Origin of the sequence: Streptomyces sp. NPDC056296 (assembly GCF_042268605.1) — a bacterium.
GTDB lineage: Bacteria > Actinomycetota > Actinomycetes > Streptomycetales > Streptomycetaceae > Streptomyces.
The window spans coordinates 66,217-79,880 of sequence record NZ_JBHJRX010000014.1 but is presented as its reverse complement, the minus strand read 5'-3'; the positions used below and the strand labels follow the sequence as shown (position 1 = coordinate 79,880).

The 13,664-nt window shown below is 72.3% G+C and carries 13 protein-coding genes; 5 read left to right on the top strand and 8 right to left on the bottom strand.

All coding sequences use genetic code 11. The features are described from left to right. Both ACFCZF_RS13090 and ACFCZF_RS13085 read left to right on the top strand, forming a co-directional pair. On the top strand, positions 1–80 hold an 80-nt coding region (locus tag ACFCZF_RS13090), incomplete at its 5' end, for an FMN-binding protein (protein WP_376671780.1). A 55-nt stretch (positions 81–135) separates the two neighbouring features. After that, complete coding sequence (locus tag ACFCZF_RS13085; RefSeq protein ID WP_376671779.1) at positions 136–873, top strand: FAD:protein FMN transferase; 738 nt, start codon at positions 136–138, stop codon at positions 871–873. Between the two features lie 192 nt (positions 874–1,065). Here ACFCZF_RS13085 and ACFCZF_RS13080 read toward each other — a convergent pair whose 3' ends face one another. The 5 genes from ACFCZF_RS13080 to argC are packed head-to-tail and all read right to left on the bottom strand — an operon-like array spanning position 1,066 to position 5,929. Beyond that, positions 1,066–1,605, bottom strand: a complete 540-nt coding sequence (locus ACFCZF_RS13080; protein ID WP_279565087.1) for an arginine repressor — start codon at positions 1,603–1,605, stop codon at positions 1,066–1,068. 7 nt (positions 1,606–1,612) lie between these two features. Beyond that, positions 1,613–2,821 carry an acetylornithine transaminase gene (locus ACFCZF_RS13075; RefSeq protein WP_376671720.1) on the bottom strand — a complete coding sequence of 403 codons (1,209 nt, stop codon included), beginning with the start codon at positions 2,819–2,821 and terminating at the stop codon, positions 1,613–1,615. 32 nt (positions 2,822–2,853) lie between these two features. After that, positions 2,854–3,756: an acetylglutamate kinase gene (gene argB, locus ACFCZF_RS13070; protein ID WP_375922383.1), complete on the bottom strand. Its 903-nt coding sequence runs from the start codon at positions 3,754–3,756 to the stop codon at positions 2,854–2,856. After that, positions 3,753–4,904 carry a bifunctional glutamate N-acetyltransferase/amino-acid acetyltransferase ArgJ gene (argJ, locus tag ACFCZF_RS13065; protein WP_376671719.1) on the bottom strand — a complete coding sequence of 384 codons (1,152 nt, stop codon included), beginning with the start codon at positions 4,902–4,904 and terminating at the stop codon, positions 3,753–3,755. Before argJ ends, argB begins: the two co-directional genes overlap by 4 nt. Beyond that, positions 4,901–5,929 (bottom strand): N-acetyl-gamma-glutamyl-phosphate reductase, encoded by a 1,029-nt coding sequence (gene argC, locus ACFCZF_RS13060; protein ID WP_376671718.1) that lies wholly within the window; start codon positions 5,927–5,929, stop codon positions 4,901–4,903. Before argC ends, argJ begins: the two co-directional genes overlap by 4 nt. Positions 5,930–6,135: 206 nt before the next feature. Here argC and ACFCZF_RS13055 point away from each other — a divergent pair, with 206 nt between their 5' ends. Beyond that, complete coding sequence (locus tag ACFCZF_RS13055) at positions 6,136–7,335, top strand: hypothetical protein (protein WP_376671717.1); 1,200 nt, start codon at positions 6,136–6,138, stop codon at positions 7,333–7,335. Between the two features lie 24 nt (positions 7,336–7,359). Here ACFCZF_RS13055 and ACFCZF_RS13050 read toward each other — a convergent pair whose 3' ends face one another. Beyond that, on the bottom strand, positions 7,360–9,834 hold the full coding sequence (locus tag ACFCZF_RS13050) for an alpha-L-arabinofuranosidase C-terminal domain-containing protein (RefSeq protein WP_376671716.1): 2,475 nt from the start codon (positions 9,832–9,834) through the stop codon (positions 7,360–7,362). Between the two features lie 139 nt (positions 9,835–9,973). Here ACFCZF_RS13050 and ACFCZF_RS13045 point away from each other — a divergent pair, with 139 nt between their 5' ends. Further along, on the top strand, positions 9,974–10,450 hold the full coding sequence (locus ACFCZF_RS13045) for a DUF6314 family protein (protein WP_376671715.1): 477 nt from the start codon (positions 9,974–9,976) through the stop codon (positions 10,448–10,450). Here the strand turns inward: ACFCZF_RS13045 and ACFCZF_RS13040 are convergent. After that, positions 10,447–11,025, bottom strand: coding sequence for a histidine phosphatase family protein (locus ACFCZF_RS13040; protein ID WP_376671714.1), 579 nt, complete (start codon positions 11,023–11,025; stop codon positions 10,447–10,449). The genes ACFCZF_RS13045 and ACFCZF_RS13040 overlap by 4 nt on opposite strands. A gap of 179 nt (positions 11,026–11,204) precedes the next feature. Beyond that, positions 11,205–12,686, bottom strand: a complete 1,482-nt coding sequence (locus tag ACFCZF_RS13035; protein WP_376671713.1) for a PLP-dependent aminotransferase family protein — start codon at positions 12,684–12,686, stop codon at positions 11,205–11,207. Here ACFCZF_RS13035 and ACFCZF_RS13030 point away from each other — a divergent pair. Beyond that, on the top strand, positions 12,685–13,626 hold the full coding sequence (locus tag ACFCZF_RS13030; RefSeq protein WP_376671712.1) for a DMT family transporter: 942 nt from the start codon (positions 12,685–12,687) through the stop codon (positions 13,624–13,626). The genes ACFCZF_RS13035 and ACFCZF_RS13030 overlap by 2 nt on opposite strands. Positions 13,627–13,664: the final 38 nt, after the last annotated feature.

Here is a 13,664-nt window from a genome sequence, read left to right as displayed (position 1 = left end):
ACGCCGTCTCCGGCGCCACCTACACCAGCGCCGGATACAAGCAGTCGCTGCAATCCGCACTGGACCAGGCCGGTGGCTGACGCCGTGGCCGAACCCGCACAGGCTCCCGCCGCGGTGCGTCGGGTGGAGGAGACGATGGGGACCGTCTTCTCCCTCGACGTCCGCGGCGGGGATCCCACGGCCGTCCGGGCGGCGCTGGACGAGGCCGTCGCGGGGCTGCGCCGGGTCGACGAGGTGTTCAGCACCTATCGGGCGGACAGCCAGGTCTCCCGTCTGGCGCGCGGTGAACTGACCGTCGACGCGTGCGCGCCCGAGGTCGCCGAGGTACTGGAGCTGGCGGCCGAGGCGGAGCGGGTGAGCGACGGCTGGTTCAGCGCCTCGTACCGGGGCCGTCTCGACCCGACCGGGATCGTCAAGGGCTGGGCCGTGGAGCGCGCCGCGCGGCGGATCGCGGCGGCCGGTGCGAGTGGCGTCAGCGTCAACGGCGGCGGGGACGTGCAGTTGCTGGGGACGCCGGGGGCGGGGCGGCCGTGGCGGGTCGGTGTGTCGGATCCGCTGCGTCCGGGCGGACTCGCTGCGGTCGTGTCGGCGGCGGGTGCGGCCGAGCTGGCCGTGGCGACGTCCGGCAGCGCGGAGCGGGGCGCGCATGTCGTCGATCCGCGCACCGGGCGCTCCGCGGTGACCGATCTGGTGGCGGTGACGGTGGTGGCGCCACGGCTGACGTGGGCGGACTGCTGGGCGACGGCGGCGTTCGCGATGGGGTCGCGGGAGGGGTTGCGGTGGCTGGAGTCTCTGGACGGGGTCGAGGGGCTGTTGGTGACTGCGGGGGATGAGGTGCGGTGTACGGGGGGTTTGGCGGGGTGGCTGGGGTGAGCGGGGTTTTTTGGCGTGACCGGCGCTGCGGCTGAGGTACCGGGGTTTCACTCACCGCGTTGGCGGGTGCCGCTGCGCCCACCCGTGCCGCCCCAGCGGCACGACTGCCCGCAGCTGCGGGGGGCGCGGGGAACTGCGCGACCAGCCACCGACCACCCGCACCCATCCCCCGGCACAAGCCGCCGCGGCGCTTCAGTGTCCGTTGCCGGCCAGCCGCAGCAAGTGATCCGCCAACGCCTGCCCACCCGTGGGCTCCCTGCTGATCAGCATCAGCGTGTCGTCGCCCGCGATCGTGCCCAGGATGTCGTGCAGCTCCGCCTGGTCGATCGCCGAGGCGAGGAACTGCGCCGCCCCCGGAGGGGTCCGCAGGACCACGAGGTTCGCCGACGCCTCCGCGGAGATCAGCAGCTCCGCCGAGAGCCGCCGCATCCGCTCCTCCTTCGCCGACTCCCCGAGCGGGGCCCGCGGGGTGCGGAAACCGCCCTCGCTGGGCACCGCGTAGATGAGGTCGCCGTCGGTGTTGCGGATCTTCACCGCGTTCAGCTCGTCCAGATCCCGGGAGAGCGTCGCCTGGGTGACGGTCAGCCCGTCGTCGGCGAGCAGCTTCGCCAGCTGGCTCTGCGAGCGCACCGCCTGCCGGTTGAGGATGTCCACGATCCGGCGGTGACGTGCGGTGCGGGTCTGCGGAAGGGCGGGCCCGGCCGTCTGCTCGTGCTCCTGCGCATGGCTCATCGTCGTCTCATTCTCCGGATCGTCCGTCCCCGTGGGCCGCGTCGGCGGCCTGGTCAAGGATGCCGGGCAGCGCCCCGAGGAACGCGTCCACCACGTCGTCGCCGAGGTTCAGCGCGGGCATCAGCCGTACGACATCGGGTGCGGGCGCGTTCACCAGGATTCCGGCGTCCTGAGCCGCCTGCTGCACCTGGGCGGCGAGCGGCTCGGTGAGCACGATACCCAGGAGCAGTCCCGCCCCCCGGACGTGGCCGACGAGCGGATGGCCGAGCGCCTCCACCCCGCCCCGCAGCTTCTCGCTCTGCCGCTTGACGTTGTCCAGCAGTCCCTCGTCCGCGATGGAGTCGAGTACGGCGAGTCCGGCGGCGCAGGCGACCGGGTTACCGCCGAAGGTCGTGCCGTGCTGGCCGGGCTGGAGCAGCTCGGCCGCGCGGCCGAAGGCGACGGTCGCGCCCAGCGGCAGTCCGCCGCCGAGGCCCTTGGCGAGGGTGACGACATCCGGCAGGACGCCCTCGTGGGCCTGGTACTCGAACCAGTGCCCGGTCCGGCCGATGCCGGTCTGCACCTCGTCCAGGACGAGGAGCGCGCCGGTGGCGGCGGTGATGGCGCGGGCCGCCTTCAGGTAGCCGGGGGGCGGGACGACGACGCCGTTCTCGCCCTGGATCGGCTCGATGACGACGAGGGCGGTCTCCTCGGTGACCGCGGCGGCCAGCGCCTGCGGGTCGCCGTACGGTACGTGGGTGACGTCGCCGGGCAGCGGCAGGAACGGCTCCTGCTTGCCGGGCTGGCCGGTCAGCGCCAGCGCGCCCATGGTGCGGCCGTGGAAGCCGCCGTGGGTGGCGACCATGTGCGGCCGCCCGGTCAGTCGGCCGATCTTGAAGGCGCCCTCGTTGGCCTCGGCGCCGGAGTTGCAGAAGTAGACCTTGCCGTCGCGGCCGAAGCGCTGGAGCAGCCGTTCGGCGAGGGCGACGGGCGGCTCGGCGACGAAGAGGTTGGAGACGTGGCCGAGGGAGGCGATCTGCCGGCTCACCGCCTCCACCACCGCCGGGTGGGCGTGGCCGAGCGCGTTGACCGCGATGCCGCCGACGAAGTCGAGGTACTCCTTGCCGTCGGCGTCCCAGAGCCGGGATCCCTCGCCGCGCACCAGGGGCAGGCGCGGGGTGCCGTAGTTGTTCATGAGCGCGCCCTGCCACCGCCCGGTCAGCTCTTCGTTGCTCACGGCTCCCCCTGTGGTCGGTCCCCCGGTGTTGCTCACGACTCCCCCTGTTCGTCCGGCACGACCATCGTGCCGATGCCCTCGTCGGTGAAGATCTCCAGCAGGATCGAGTGCTGGACCCGGCCGTCTATGACCCGGGCGGTGTTGACGCCGTTGCGTACGGCGTGCAGGCAGCCCTCCATCTTCGGCACCATGCCCGAGGACAGGTCCGGCAGCAGCTTCTCCAGCTGGGCGGCGGTGAGGCGGCTGATCACCTCGTCGGAGTCCGGCCAGTCCTCGTAGAGGCCCTCGACGTCGGTGAGGACCATGAGAGTCTCGGCGCCGAGCGCCGCAGCGAGTGCCGCAGCCGCCGTATCAGCATTGACGTTGTAGACATGGTGATCGTCCTGGGAGCGGGCGACCGACGAGACGACGGGGATGCGGCCGTCGGCGAGCAGCGCCTCGATGGCGCCGGTGTCGATCTCGGTGATCTCACCGACCCGCCCGATGTCGACGGACTCGCCGTCGATCTCGGGCCGGTGCTTGGTGGCGGTGATGGTGTGCGCGTCCTCGCCGGTGAGGCCGACGGCGAACGGGCCGTGCTGGTTGAGCAGTCCGACCAGCTCGCGCTGCACCTGCCCGGCCAGCACCATCCGTACGACGTCCATGGCGTCCTCGGTGGTGACGCGCAGGCCGGCCTTGAACTCGCTGACGATGCCGTGCTTGTCGAGCGCGGCGCTGATCTGCGGGCCGCCGCCGTGCACGACGACGGGCTTGAGGCCGGCGTGGCGCAGGAAGACGACGTCCTGGGCGAAGGCGGCCTTGAGGTCCTCGTCGATCATGGCGTTGCCGCCGAACTTGATGACGACGGTCTTGCCGTGGTGCCGGGTCAGCCAGGGCAGCGCCTCGATGAGGATCTGGGCCTTGGGGAGCGCGGTGTGCTTCCTCGTCGTACTCATGAGCTGTACGCGCTGTTCTCGTGGACGTAGTCGGCGGTGAGGTCGTTGGTCCAGATGGTGGCGGTGGCGTCACCGGCGGCGAGGTCGGCGATGACGTGGACCTCCCGGTAGCGCATGTCGACCAGCTCGCGGTCCTCGCCGACGCCGCCGTTCTTGCAGACCCAGACGCCGTTGATGGCGACGTTGAGGCGGTCGGGCTCGAAGGCGGCGGAGGTGGTGCCGATGGCGGAGAGGACACGGCCCCAGTTGGGGTCCTCGCCGTGGATGGCGCACTTGAGGAGGTTGTTGCGGGCGATGGTGCGGCCGACCTGGACGGCGTCGTCCTCGGTCGCGGCGTTCACGACCTCGACCTTGATGTCCTTGCTGGCACCCTCGGCGTCCCGGATGAGCTGCTGGCCGAGGTCGTCGCAGACGGTGCGGACGGCCTCGGCGAACCCGGCGTACTCCGGGGTGATGCCGGAGGCACCGGAGGCGAGCAGCAGCACCGTGTCGTTGGTGGACATGCATCCGTCGGAGTCGACGCGGTCGAAGGTGACCCGGGTGGCGTCGCGCAGGGCGCGGTCGAGCACCTCGGTCTCCAGGTCGGCGTCGGTGGTGAGGACGACGAGCATGGTGGCGAGGCCGGGGGCGAGCATGCCCGCGCCCTTGGCCATACCACCCACGGCCCAGCCGTCCTTCGTCACGACGGACGTCTTGTGCACGGTGTCGGTGGTCTTGATGGCGATGGCGGCCTTCTCTCCGCCGTGCTCGGAGAGCTGACCGGCGGCGGTCTCGACGCCCGGCAGCAGCTTGTCCATGGGCAGCAGTACGCCGATGAGCCCGGTGGAGCAGACGGCGACCTCTCCGGCCCCCCTGCCGAGCACCTCCGCGACCTTCTCCGCGGTCGCGTGGGTGTCCTGGAAGCCCTTGGGTCCGGTGCACGCGTTGGCGCCGCCCGAGTTCAGGACGACGGCGGACACCTGCCCGCTCTTCAGCACCTGCTCGGACCAGAGCACCGGCGCGGCCTTGACGCGGTTGGAGGTGAAGACGCCCGCGGCGGCGCGGCGGGGGCCGGTGTTGACCACGAGGGCCAGGTCGGGGCCACCGCTCTCCTTGATCCCGGCGGCGACACCGGCCGCCGTGAACCCCTTTGCTGCCGTCACACTCACGGCGCGACTCCGATCGTCGTCAGTCCGGTGGTCTCGTCGAGACCCAGGGCGATGTTCATGCTCTGGACGGCACCGCCCGCGGTGCCCTTGGCCAGGTTGTCGATGGCACTGATGGCGATGATGCGGCCCGCGGCGGCGTCGTACGCGACCTGGATCTGAACGGCGTTGGAACCGTAGACGGACGCGGTCGCCGGCCACTGGCCCTCGGGCAGCAGGTGCACGAAGGGCTCGTCGGCGAAGGCCTTCTCGTAGGCGGCGCGCACGGCCTCGGCGGTGACGCCGGACTTCGCCTTGGCGGTGCAGGTGGCGAGGATGCCGCGGGGCATCGGCGCGAGGGTCGGCGTGAACGAGACGGTGACCGGCTCTCCCGCCGCCGCGCCGAGGTTCTGCATCATCTCGGGGGTGTGCCGGTGCAGGCCCCCGACGCCGTACGGCGACATGGAGCCCATGACCTCGCTGCCCAGCAGGTGCGGCTTGGCCGCCTTGCCCGCGCCGGAGGTGCCGGAGGCGGCGACGATCACGGCCTCGGGCTCGGCGAGCGAGGCGGCGTAGGCCGGGAAGAGCGCCAGCGACACGGCGGTCGGGTAGCAACCGGGCACCGCGACGCGCTTGGACCCCTCCAGCGCGGCGCGGACACCCGGCAGTTCGGGCAGGCCGTAGGGCCAGGTGCCGGCGTGCGGGGAGCCGTAGAACTGCTCCCAGTCGGCCGCGTCCCTGAGCCGGAAGTCGGCACCCATGTCCACGACCAGCACGTCCGGACCGAGCTGCTCGGCGACGGCGGCGGACTGCCCGTGCGGCAGCGCGAGGAACACGACATCGTGTCCGGCGAGGACCTCGGGCGTCGTCGCCTCCAGGACCCGGTCGGCCAGCGGCAGCAGATGCGGCTGCAGCGCGCCGAGCCTCTGTCCCGCGTTGGAGTTGCCGGTCAGGGCGCCGATCTCGACCTCGGGGTGCGCGAGGAGCAGACGCAGCAGCTCACCGCCCGCATACCCACTCGCTCCGGCCACCGCCGCACGTACCGCCATGACATCCTCCTCCTTGATGGCATGACTATACGTATCGCTGCACGTTTATGCAATCTGCTTTCGCGGGGCGGTGGTGCCCTGGCGTGGCGCCCGGAAGGGGGTGCCCGGGGAGGCGTGCCGGGGAGGGGTGCCCGTTCCGCCGCCGGTGAGCGTCCGGGAGAATCGGCGGGCTGCCGACCGATCATCAGAGTGCACCGGAGGACCCCGTGGCCGTCGACCTCGTCGACTTCACCGAAGCCGACGGCGAGCGGCCGCCCGCTCCCGTCCCCGTGGACTGGGCCGCCGTCGAGGAGTGGCTCGGGGTTCCGCTGCCGGGTGAGTACAAACGGCTCGCCGACCGGTACGGGCCGCTGGACTTCGGCGAATTCTTCTGGATCCACGTGCCCTGTGTGGAGGACGGCCGGTTCGACTACGGTGAGTGGCTGCGCGAGACGCACCGCGAGGCGCGGATCGACGTCCGGGACCTGCCGGAGGAGGAGCGGTTCGCGGTCCATCCCGAGCCGGGCGGGCTCCTGGCCTGGGGATGCACCCGGGGCTCCGACGTCCTCTTCTGGGACACGTCCGTCTCCAGCGACCCGGACGAGTGGACCGTGGTCGTGCGGCACCAGGGCTCGGTGCCGGGCAGTGGGCTGCGGGACTGGCACACGTACGACCTCACGCTCACCGAGTACCTGCGGCACGCCGTCCGCGACAGCTGGGAGCTGCCTTCTCCGCCCGGCCCGCTGATGGGCCCGTTGCCCGGCAGCGTCGCCCGGACCGCCTTCCTGCGGACGGCCACCCCCTGGGCGCCGCCCGAGCCCGCCCCTCCCCGGCTGACCGACGAGGAGCGGCGCGTCGCGCTGGAGTCCGGCACCGGCCTGGACGCCCTGCGCCTGCTGTCGCCACCGCCCGAGCGCCCGTATCTCGGTGGCGGCACCTGGGAGGGACTGTTCGTCGAACTGGGCACGCGGCTGCCGGGCGAGTACACGCGGCTGATGGACATCTACGGCGCCGGCTGCTGGAGCGAGTGGCTGCGCTTCCTGACGCCCCTGCGGACCGGCGAGCGGCGCTTCGTCACCCATGTCGAGACGGTCCTCGGCGCGTACCGATCCCACAGGGCCGACCACCCCGAGTGGTACCCCCTCACCCCCTGGCCCGAGCCGGGCGGTTTCCTTCCCTTCGCCAACTCCATCGACGCCGACCACCTCGGCTGGCTCACCGAGGGCGACGACCCCGACGCCTGGCCCCTTGTGGTGTGGCCACGCCACGCCCCTCAGGGGGCGCCGCTGGAGGGCGGTCTGGTCGACACGCTCGTCGCCTGGCAGCGCGGCGAACTCGTCACCCCCGGGCTGGCCGGTCTGGACGAGGAGGACGACCCGCTGGAGTTCGCCGGGTTCGAGGCCTGGGACGACCGCGCGTACTGGTGAGGCCGCCCCAGGTCGGTCCGTCGGCTACCGCTGCCTGATCCGCAGGAACGTCACCGAGTTCGCCGGGAAGGTGTGCGTGAACTCGTCCGCCACGCCCGAGAAGGTGGACCGCACCGGGGTGACCGGTGTGTCCGTCTCGGTGTTGACCGCGTCCGGGTCGGCGGCCAGCGTGGTGACGCGGGCCTTGGAGGCGACCTTGGCGCCGCCGAGGTCGACGGCGGTGCGGGCGGCCGTGTCCTGGGCGTTGACGACCTTGACGATCAGCTCGCCGGTGCGCTTGTCCTCGGTGACGATCTGGCGGAACGGCTCGGCCGGCTTGTCGTCGGTGAAGCTGCCCCACTCCTGGCCGTCGAGGTAGAGGGTGACCTGGCGGCCCCGTACCTTGATGTCGATGTCGTAGGCGCGGCCCGTCTCGATCGATCCGGCCTTGGACAGGAGCGTCGACTTGCCGCCGTCCGAGGCCTGTTCGACGGCGGACTGGGTGTTGTTCCAGCCGCCCAGGTTCCACCAGTAGTAGTTGCCGGTGTCCTTGACGCCGAAGGCGACGAGGAAGCCCTCCTTGCCGGACTTCTTGGTCGCCTTCACGTGCAGGTCGTAGTTCTGCCAGGTCGGGTCGCCCGCCGTGACCAGGGTGTTCTCGGCGGCGGCGTCGGTCTGGACGTACTGGCCGTCCTGGACGGTCCAGCTGCCGGCGCCCGAGTGGGTCCACTGCGAGGCGTCACCGGAGAAGTCGTCGGTCAGGAGGGTCTTCCCGTCGGCCGAGGTCACCTTCACGTCGTCGTAGGCCGCGCTGGTCGCCCAGGTCGACAGGCCGACGGCGCCGGTGATGGGGCCGCTGACGGTCGGTGTGCCGGTCGCCGTCGAGGGGACGACGCGGTCGCCGGTGTTGTTCATGAAGAGTTTCTGGACCTCGTAGTTGGCCGAGTTCCAGGACGCGTGGTTGTTGAACCAGATCATGTCCGGGCTCCACTGCACGTAGTCCTCGTTGGCGAGCAGCGGGGCGTAGGAGGCGAGCTTGACGATGTCCGCGTTGCGCTCCAGGCCGGTCATGAACGCGGCCTCGGACAGCGCGTTCTTCCAGGCGTTGCCCTGGGAGGCGTACTCGCCGAGGAAGACCTTCGGGCCGCTGCGGTCGTACGAGTCGTAGCGGTCGTTGTTCTGGAGGAACCACTGCGGGCTGTTGTAGTAGTGCTCGTCGACCATGTCGACGCCTGCCTCGCGGTTCAGCTGCCAGGCCGTGTCGAAGGTGGTGCCGGAGTCGTCCGGGCCGGAGTTGGAGACGACGGTGATGTCCGGGTACTCCGCCTCGATGGCGGTGCGGAACTGCTGGAAGCGGGTCATGAACTCCCGGGGGAGGTTCTCCTCGTTGCCCACGCCGATGTGGGTGAGGTGGAAGGGCTTGGGGTGGCCCATCTCGGCGCGCACACCGCCCCACTCGCTGGTGCGGGGGCCGTTGGCGAACTCGATGAGGTCCAGGGTGTCCTGGATGTGCCGCTTCAGCAGCGCGTCGTCGTCGGTGGCCTTGTTCTGGCCGCAGCCGGTGACCAGGGCGGGCACGACGGGCAGCGGCATGGCGCCGATGTCCTCGGCGAAGCGGAAGTACTCGTAGTAGCCGAGGCCGTAGCTCTGGTTGTAGCCCCAGAAGTTGGCGTTGGTGGCGCGCTCCTCGACCGAGCCGATGGTGTCCTTCCACTGGTAGCTGCGCTCGCGCTGCCAGCCGCTCGCCTCGCTGTAGTCCTCCATGGAGCCGGTGTTGACGAGGCAGCCGCCGGGGAAGCGCAGGAAGCCGGGGTCGAGGGCCTCGATCTTCTCGGCGAGGTCCTTGCGCAGACCGTTGGACTGGTGCCGGTAGGTGTCGCGGGGGAAGAGGGACACCATGTCGAGGGCGGCGGGGGCCGTGGTGGCGACGGCGAGGCGGCCGTGGCTGCTGGTGCGGGTCGCCTTGAAGGTGGCGGTGTACTTGCGCCACTTCCCCTTCGCGGCGACCTGGCGGACCTTCGCGAGCGTGCCGGCGGCGTCCCTGAGGGTGACGGTGAGGGTGGTGCCGCTCTCGGCGCGGGCCCACACCGAGAAGTCGTACTTCCCGCCCTTCTCGACCCTGATGCCGGTGTTGTAGCCGGCGTTGGCGACGGAGGAACCGGCCCCCAGGGAGAGGTAGTTGCGGTTGCGCTCGTTGAGGCGGCCGGCGTCGTTCAGCACTTCGGCCGCGCCGTCGGCCGCCCAGGAGGTGAGCGGGGTGTACGAGGCGTTGTCGGCGGTGGAGTACTCGAAGGACCGGTTCTGCACGAGTTCGGCGTACAGGCCGCCGTCGGCGGCCCGGTTGATGTCCTCGTAGAAGACGCCGTACATCGTGTCGTCGATCGCGGCGCCCTCGGCGGACGGGTCGACGGTGATCGCGTAGTCGGTGACGGCCTCCGCGTGCGCCGGGGACGGCAGCAGGGCGGAAGCCGTCAGGAGGGCGGTGACGCTGAGACCGAGTCTCCAGCGGGTGCGTGACATGGATACTCCGCGGCTCTCACTAGGTCGTTCGAAATATCGGACATTGGTCAGCACTTCGAACGGCAAGATAGGGAGGTGGCGGAGGCGCGTCAATGGGTCGCGCGGCAACCAGTGGGCCGGGGGCGGAAAGCGGGTGGAAATGAGCGGGTTGTGGCCGGTGCCGGATGTGCTGGCGTATCTCGCGGGCCGGTGGCGCACCCGGCGGTCGGTGCGGGATCTGGCGAGCGGCGCGGAGGGTCTCTTCGAGGGGACCACGGCCTTCGACGCGCTCGCCGGCGGCGGGCTGGTGAGCCGGGAGTCCGGGGCCTTCACCTGGCAGGGCGTGACCCGCCCCGCCGAGCGGACGCTGCGCTACGAACCGGGGGCCGCGCCGGGCACCGCCGACGTGCGTTTCGCGGACGGCAGGCCCTTCCACGGCCTGAACCTGACCTCGGGGCACCACGTGGCCGACCACCCGTGCGCCGCCGACCTCTACCGCGGCGAGTTCACCGTCCGGGACGGGAACCGGTGGCGGACCGTGTGGCGCGTGGGCGGCCCGGCGAAGGACCTGCTGCTCACCACGGACTACACCCGGGACACGCCCGGCACCCAGGAGGCGCCCCAGGAGGCGCCCTAGGCGGGCGCGCCTTCGAAGCGGAGGTTCCAGTGGCCGGCACGGCCCGTGACCGTGGTCGTCGACAGGGGACGGACGTCCAGGTTCCAGTACGTCGCGGGCGGCGCCTTCAACGCGTACACCAGCGCGGCCCGGATCACGGACGGCTCGGCCACGGCGACGATACGGTCGCCGTCCCCGCAGGGACGGGTGTCGAGCCAGCCGCCGACCCGGGTGATGAAGGCCAGCAACGACTCGCCGCCGTGCGGAGCCGTGCGCGGGTCGGCGAGCCAGGCGTCCACGGCCGCCGGCTCCCGGGCCATGGCCTCGCCGAGGGTCAGCCCGCGCCAGCGGCCCATGTCGCACTCCCGCAGGGCGAGTTGCACCAGCGGCGCGAAGCCGATGGCGTCCCCGGTGGCACGGCTGCGGGGCGTGGGCGAGCAGTAGCGCAACTCGGACGCCGCGAGCGGCAGCAGCTCACCGGCGGCGCGCAGCACCTCGTCCCAGCCGGCCTGGTCCAGCGGCCGGTCGTCGTCGAAGCGCTCCGCGAGCAGCGGTGAGCTGCGTGCGGCCGCGACGAACGTGACCCGAAGCGCCATGCGGTGATGGTGCTGCGCGCAGGTGCGCAGGTCAAGAGGTGTTACCTGTGGGTTACCCAGGGTGCGCCACGGCTCACCGGCCGAAGGCGGGCGCCATCCACTGATCGGGCCGGTCCAACGCCGTGAAGCCCAGCTTCTCGTGGACGCCGTGCGCGTCGTGCGTGGGCGACGTCGACCCGCTATCCCGTCGCCCCTTGCCCCCACACCTCCGCACAGGCCGTGCGCAGGCGCCGTACCCCTTCCGCGATCTCTCCGACGCCCCCGACCGCCGCGAAGCTCAGCCGGAGGTGGGGGGCCGGGGGTTCGGCGCTGAAGTACGGGCGGCCGGGGGTGATGGCGACGCCCGCGCGCAGGGCTGCCGAGGTGAGCCCCGACTCTCCCCCGGAGCCGAAAGCCTGGGAGGTGCCCCCAGTGCCCTCGGGCAGGCGCAGCCACAGGTGGTAGCCGCCGGAGGGGATGTGCGGCAGGGACACCTCGGGCAGGTGCAGGCGCAGTGCGGACGTCATCGCGTCGCGGCGGGCCTTCAACTCCGCCGAGACCGCGCGTAGATGGCGTGGCCAGGCGGGCGAGCCGACGAGTTCCAGCGCCGCTTCCTGGAGGGGCCGGGGCACGAAGAAGGTGTCGACGACCTGGATGGCCCGCAGCCTCTCCAGCACCGGTCCGCGCGCGGCCAGGGCGCTGACCCGGAAACTGGGCGAGGTCGCCTTGGTCAGCGAGCAGACGTGGACGACGACGCCGTCCGGGTCGTCGGCGGCGAGCGGGGCGGGCAGCGGGCCCGAGTCCTCGTGCACCAGCCGCCGCACGAAGTCGTCCTCGACGACGAAGGCGCCGGCCGCGCGGGCGATGCGCAGCACCTCGCCGCGCCGCTCGGGGGCGAGCACGGCACCGGTCGGGTTCTGGAACAGGGGCTGGCAGACGAAGACGCGGGCGCCGGTCGCCCGGAAGGCGTCGGCGAGCAGGGCAGGCCGCACACCGTCCGCGTCCACGGGGACCGGCACCGGGCGCAGACCGGCCGCCCGCGCGATGGCCAGCATGCCGGGGTACGTCGGGGACTCGACGAGGACGGGGGTGCCGGGCGGGGCGAGGGCGCGCAGGGCGGTGGTCAGCGCGGACTGACCGCCCGCGGTGATCAGCACCTCCGCCGCCGTGATGGCGCCGCCGATGCTGCGCGCGAACCACTCCCGCAGCTCCGGCAGCCCCTCCATCGGCGGCCGGCCCCATGCACCGGGGCGCCGCCCGGCCCGGGACAGGGCCGCCGCCATCGCCCGCTCCGGCTGCAGCGACGTGTGCAGATAGCCGCCGTTGAACTCCACGACGCCGGGCGGCGGCGCGGCCAGCGAGACCAGGACTCCGGAGGCGTCGACCGAGCGCGGTACGAGGTCGGAGGCACCGTCGGCGCTGAGCGCGACCTCCTGCCACGAGGTGTCCCCGGAGGGCGCGGCCGACTCGCGTTGCCGGGCACGGAAGGCCCCGGCGCCGGGCCGGGTGACCACCAGCCCCTCGGCGGCCAGCTGCGCCAGGGCGCGGGAGACGGTCACCGGGCTCACCCGGAATCGGTCGACGAGGGCCCGGCTCGACGGGAGCTTTCCTCCGGGTGAGTAGCGGTCGAGCTCCCGCCGCAACTGGTTGGCCAGTTCAGCGACACTGCTACGCTCATGCATGAGAGCACAGAGTAGCGCTACTGGATCGACGGCGATAGCGGTTGGCGGCCCGGCCACCACAGTCGGCACCGGCTCGTCCGGCACCGGCTCGCTCGGCACCCTGCAGGCCGCCCTCGGTGTCGTCGCCTTCTCCCTCACCTTCCCCGCCACCGCGTGGGGCCTGGAGGGCTTCGGCCCCTGGTCCCTGATCGCCGTGCGCAGCATCCTCGCCGCGATGATCGCGGGTGGCTGTCTGCTGGGGCTGCGGGTGGCGCTGCCCGAGCGGCGGCACTGGTTCGGGCTCGCGGTGGTGGGCGGTGGCGTCGTCCTCGGCTTCCCGTTGCTGACCACGCTCGCGCTGCAGACCTCGACCACCGCGCACGCCGCCGTCGTGGTCGGCCTGCTCCCGCTGACCACCGCGCTGCTGTCCGCGCTGCGTCTCGGCACCCGCCCCTCGCGCACCTTCTGGATCGCGGCCCTGGCGGGTGCGGCGGCCGTGCTCGCCTTCACGGTGCAGCAGAGCGGCGGCGCCCTGACCACGGCCGACGCCTATCTCTTCGCGGCGCTGCTGGTGTGCGCGGCCGGCTACACCGAGGGCGGCCGGCTGGCCCGGGTGATGCCGGGCTGGCAGGTCATCGGCTGGGCGCTGGTGCTGTGCGTGCCGCTGACCGTGCCGATGGCCGCCGTGGCCCTGTCCTTCGAGCCGGTGCACCTGACGGCGCACAGCGTGACCGGCTTGCTGTGGGTGGCGGCGGGCTCGCAGTTCCTGGGCCTGGTCGTCTGGTACCGGGGCATGGCGGCGATCGGCATCCCCAAGGCCAGCCAGTTGCAACTGGCCCAGCCGCTGCTCACACTGGTGTGGTCGGTACTTCTCCTGGGTGAGCACCTGACGGTGGCCGCTCCGCTGACGGCCGCGGCGGTACTGGTGTGCATCGCGGTCACCCAGCGGGCCCGGGGGTAGGGCCCGCCCTGCGGCACACAGGTGAGGAGGCCTCGCGC

Excerpts from the sequence above, each read along its gene's own strand:
- ACFCZF_RS13085 (WP_376671779.1), top strand. The coding sequence starts at position 136 with ATGGGGACCGTCTTCTCCCTCGACGTCCGCGGCGGGGATCCCACGGCC.
- ACFCZF_RS13080 (WP_279565087.1), bottom strand. The coding sequence starts at position 1,605 with ATGAGCCATGCGCAGGAGCACGAGCAGACGGCCGGGCCCGCCCTTCCG.
- argB (WP_375922383.1), bottom strand. The coding sequence starts at position 3,756 with ATGAGTACGACGAGGAAGCACACCGCGCTCCCCAAGGCCCAGATCCTC.
- argC (WP_376671718.1), bottom strand. The coding sequence starts at position 5,929 with ATGGCGGTACGTGCGGCGGTGGCCGGAGCGAGTGGGTATGCGGGCGGT.
- ACFCZF_RS13050 (WP_376671716.1), bottom strand. The coding sequence starts at position 9,834 with ATGTCACGCACCCGCTGGAGACTCGGTCTCAGCGTCACCGCCCTCCTG.
- ACFCZF_RS13045 (WP_376671715.1), top strand. The coding sequence starts at position 9,974 with ATGAGCGGGTTGTGGCCGGTGCCGGATGTGCTGGCGTATCTCGCGGGC.
- ACFCZF_RS13040 (WP_376671714.1), bottom strand. The coding sequence starts at position 11,025 with ATGGCGCTTCGGGTCACGTTCGTCGCGGCCGCACGCAGCTCACCGCTG.
- ACFCZF_RS13030 (WP_376671712.1), top strand. The coding sequence starts at position 12,685 with ATGAGAGCACAGAGTAGCGCTACTGGATCGACGGCGATAGCGGTTGGC.
- ACFCZF_RS13035 (WP_376671713.1), bottom strand. The coding sequence starts at position 12,686 with ATGCATGAGCGTAGCAGTGTCGCTGAACTGGCCAACCAGTTGCGGCGG.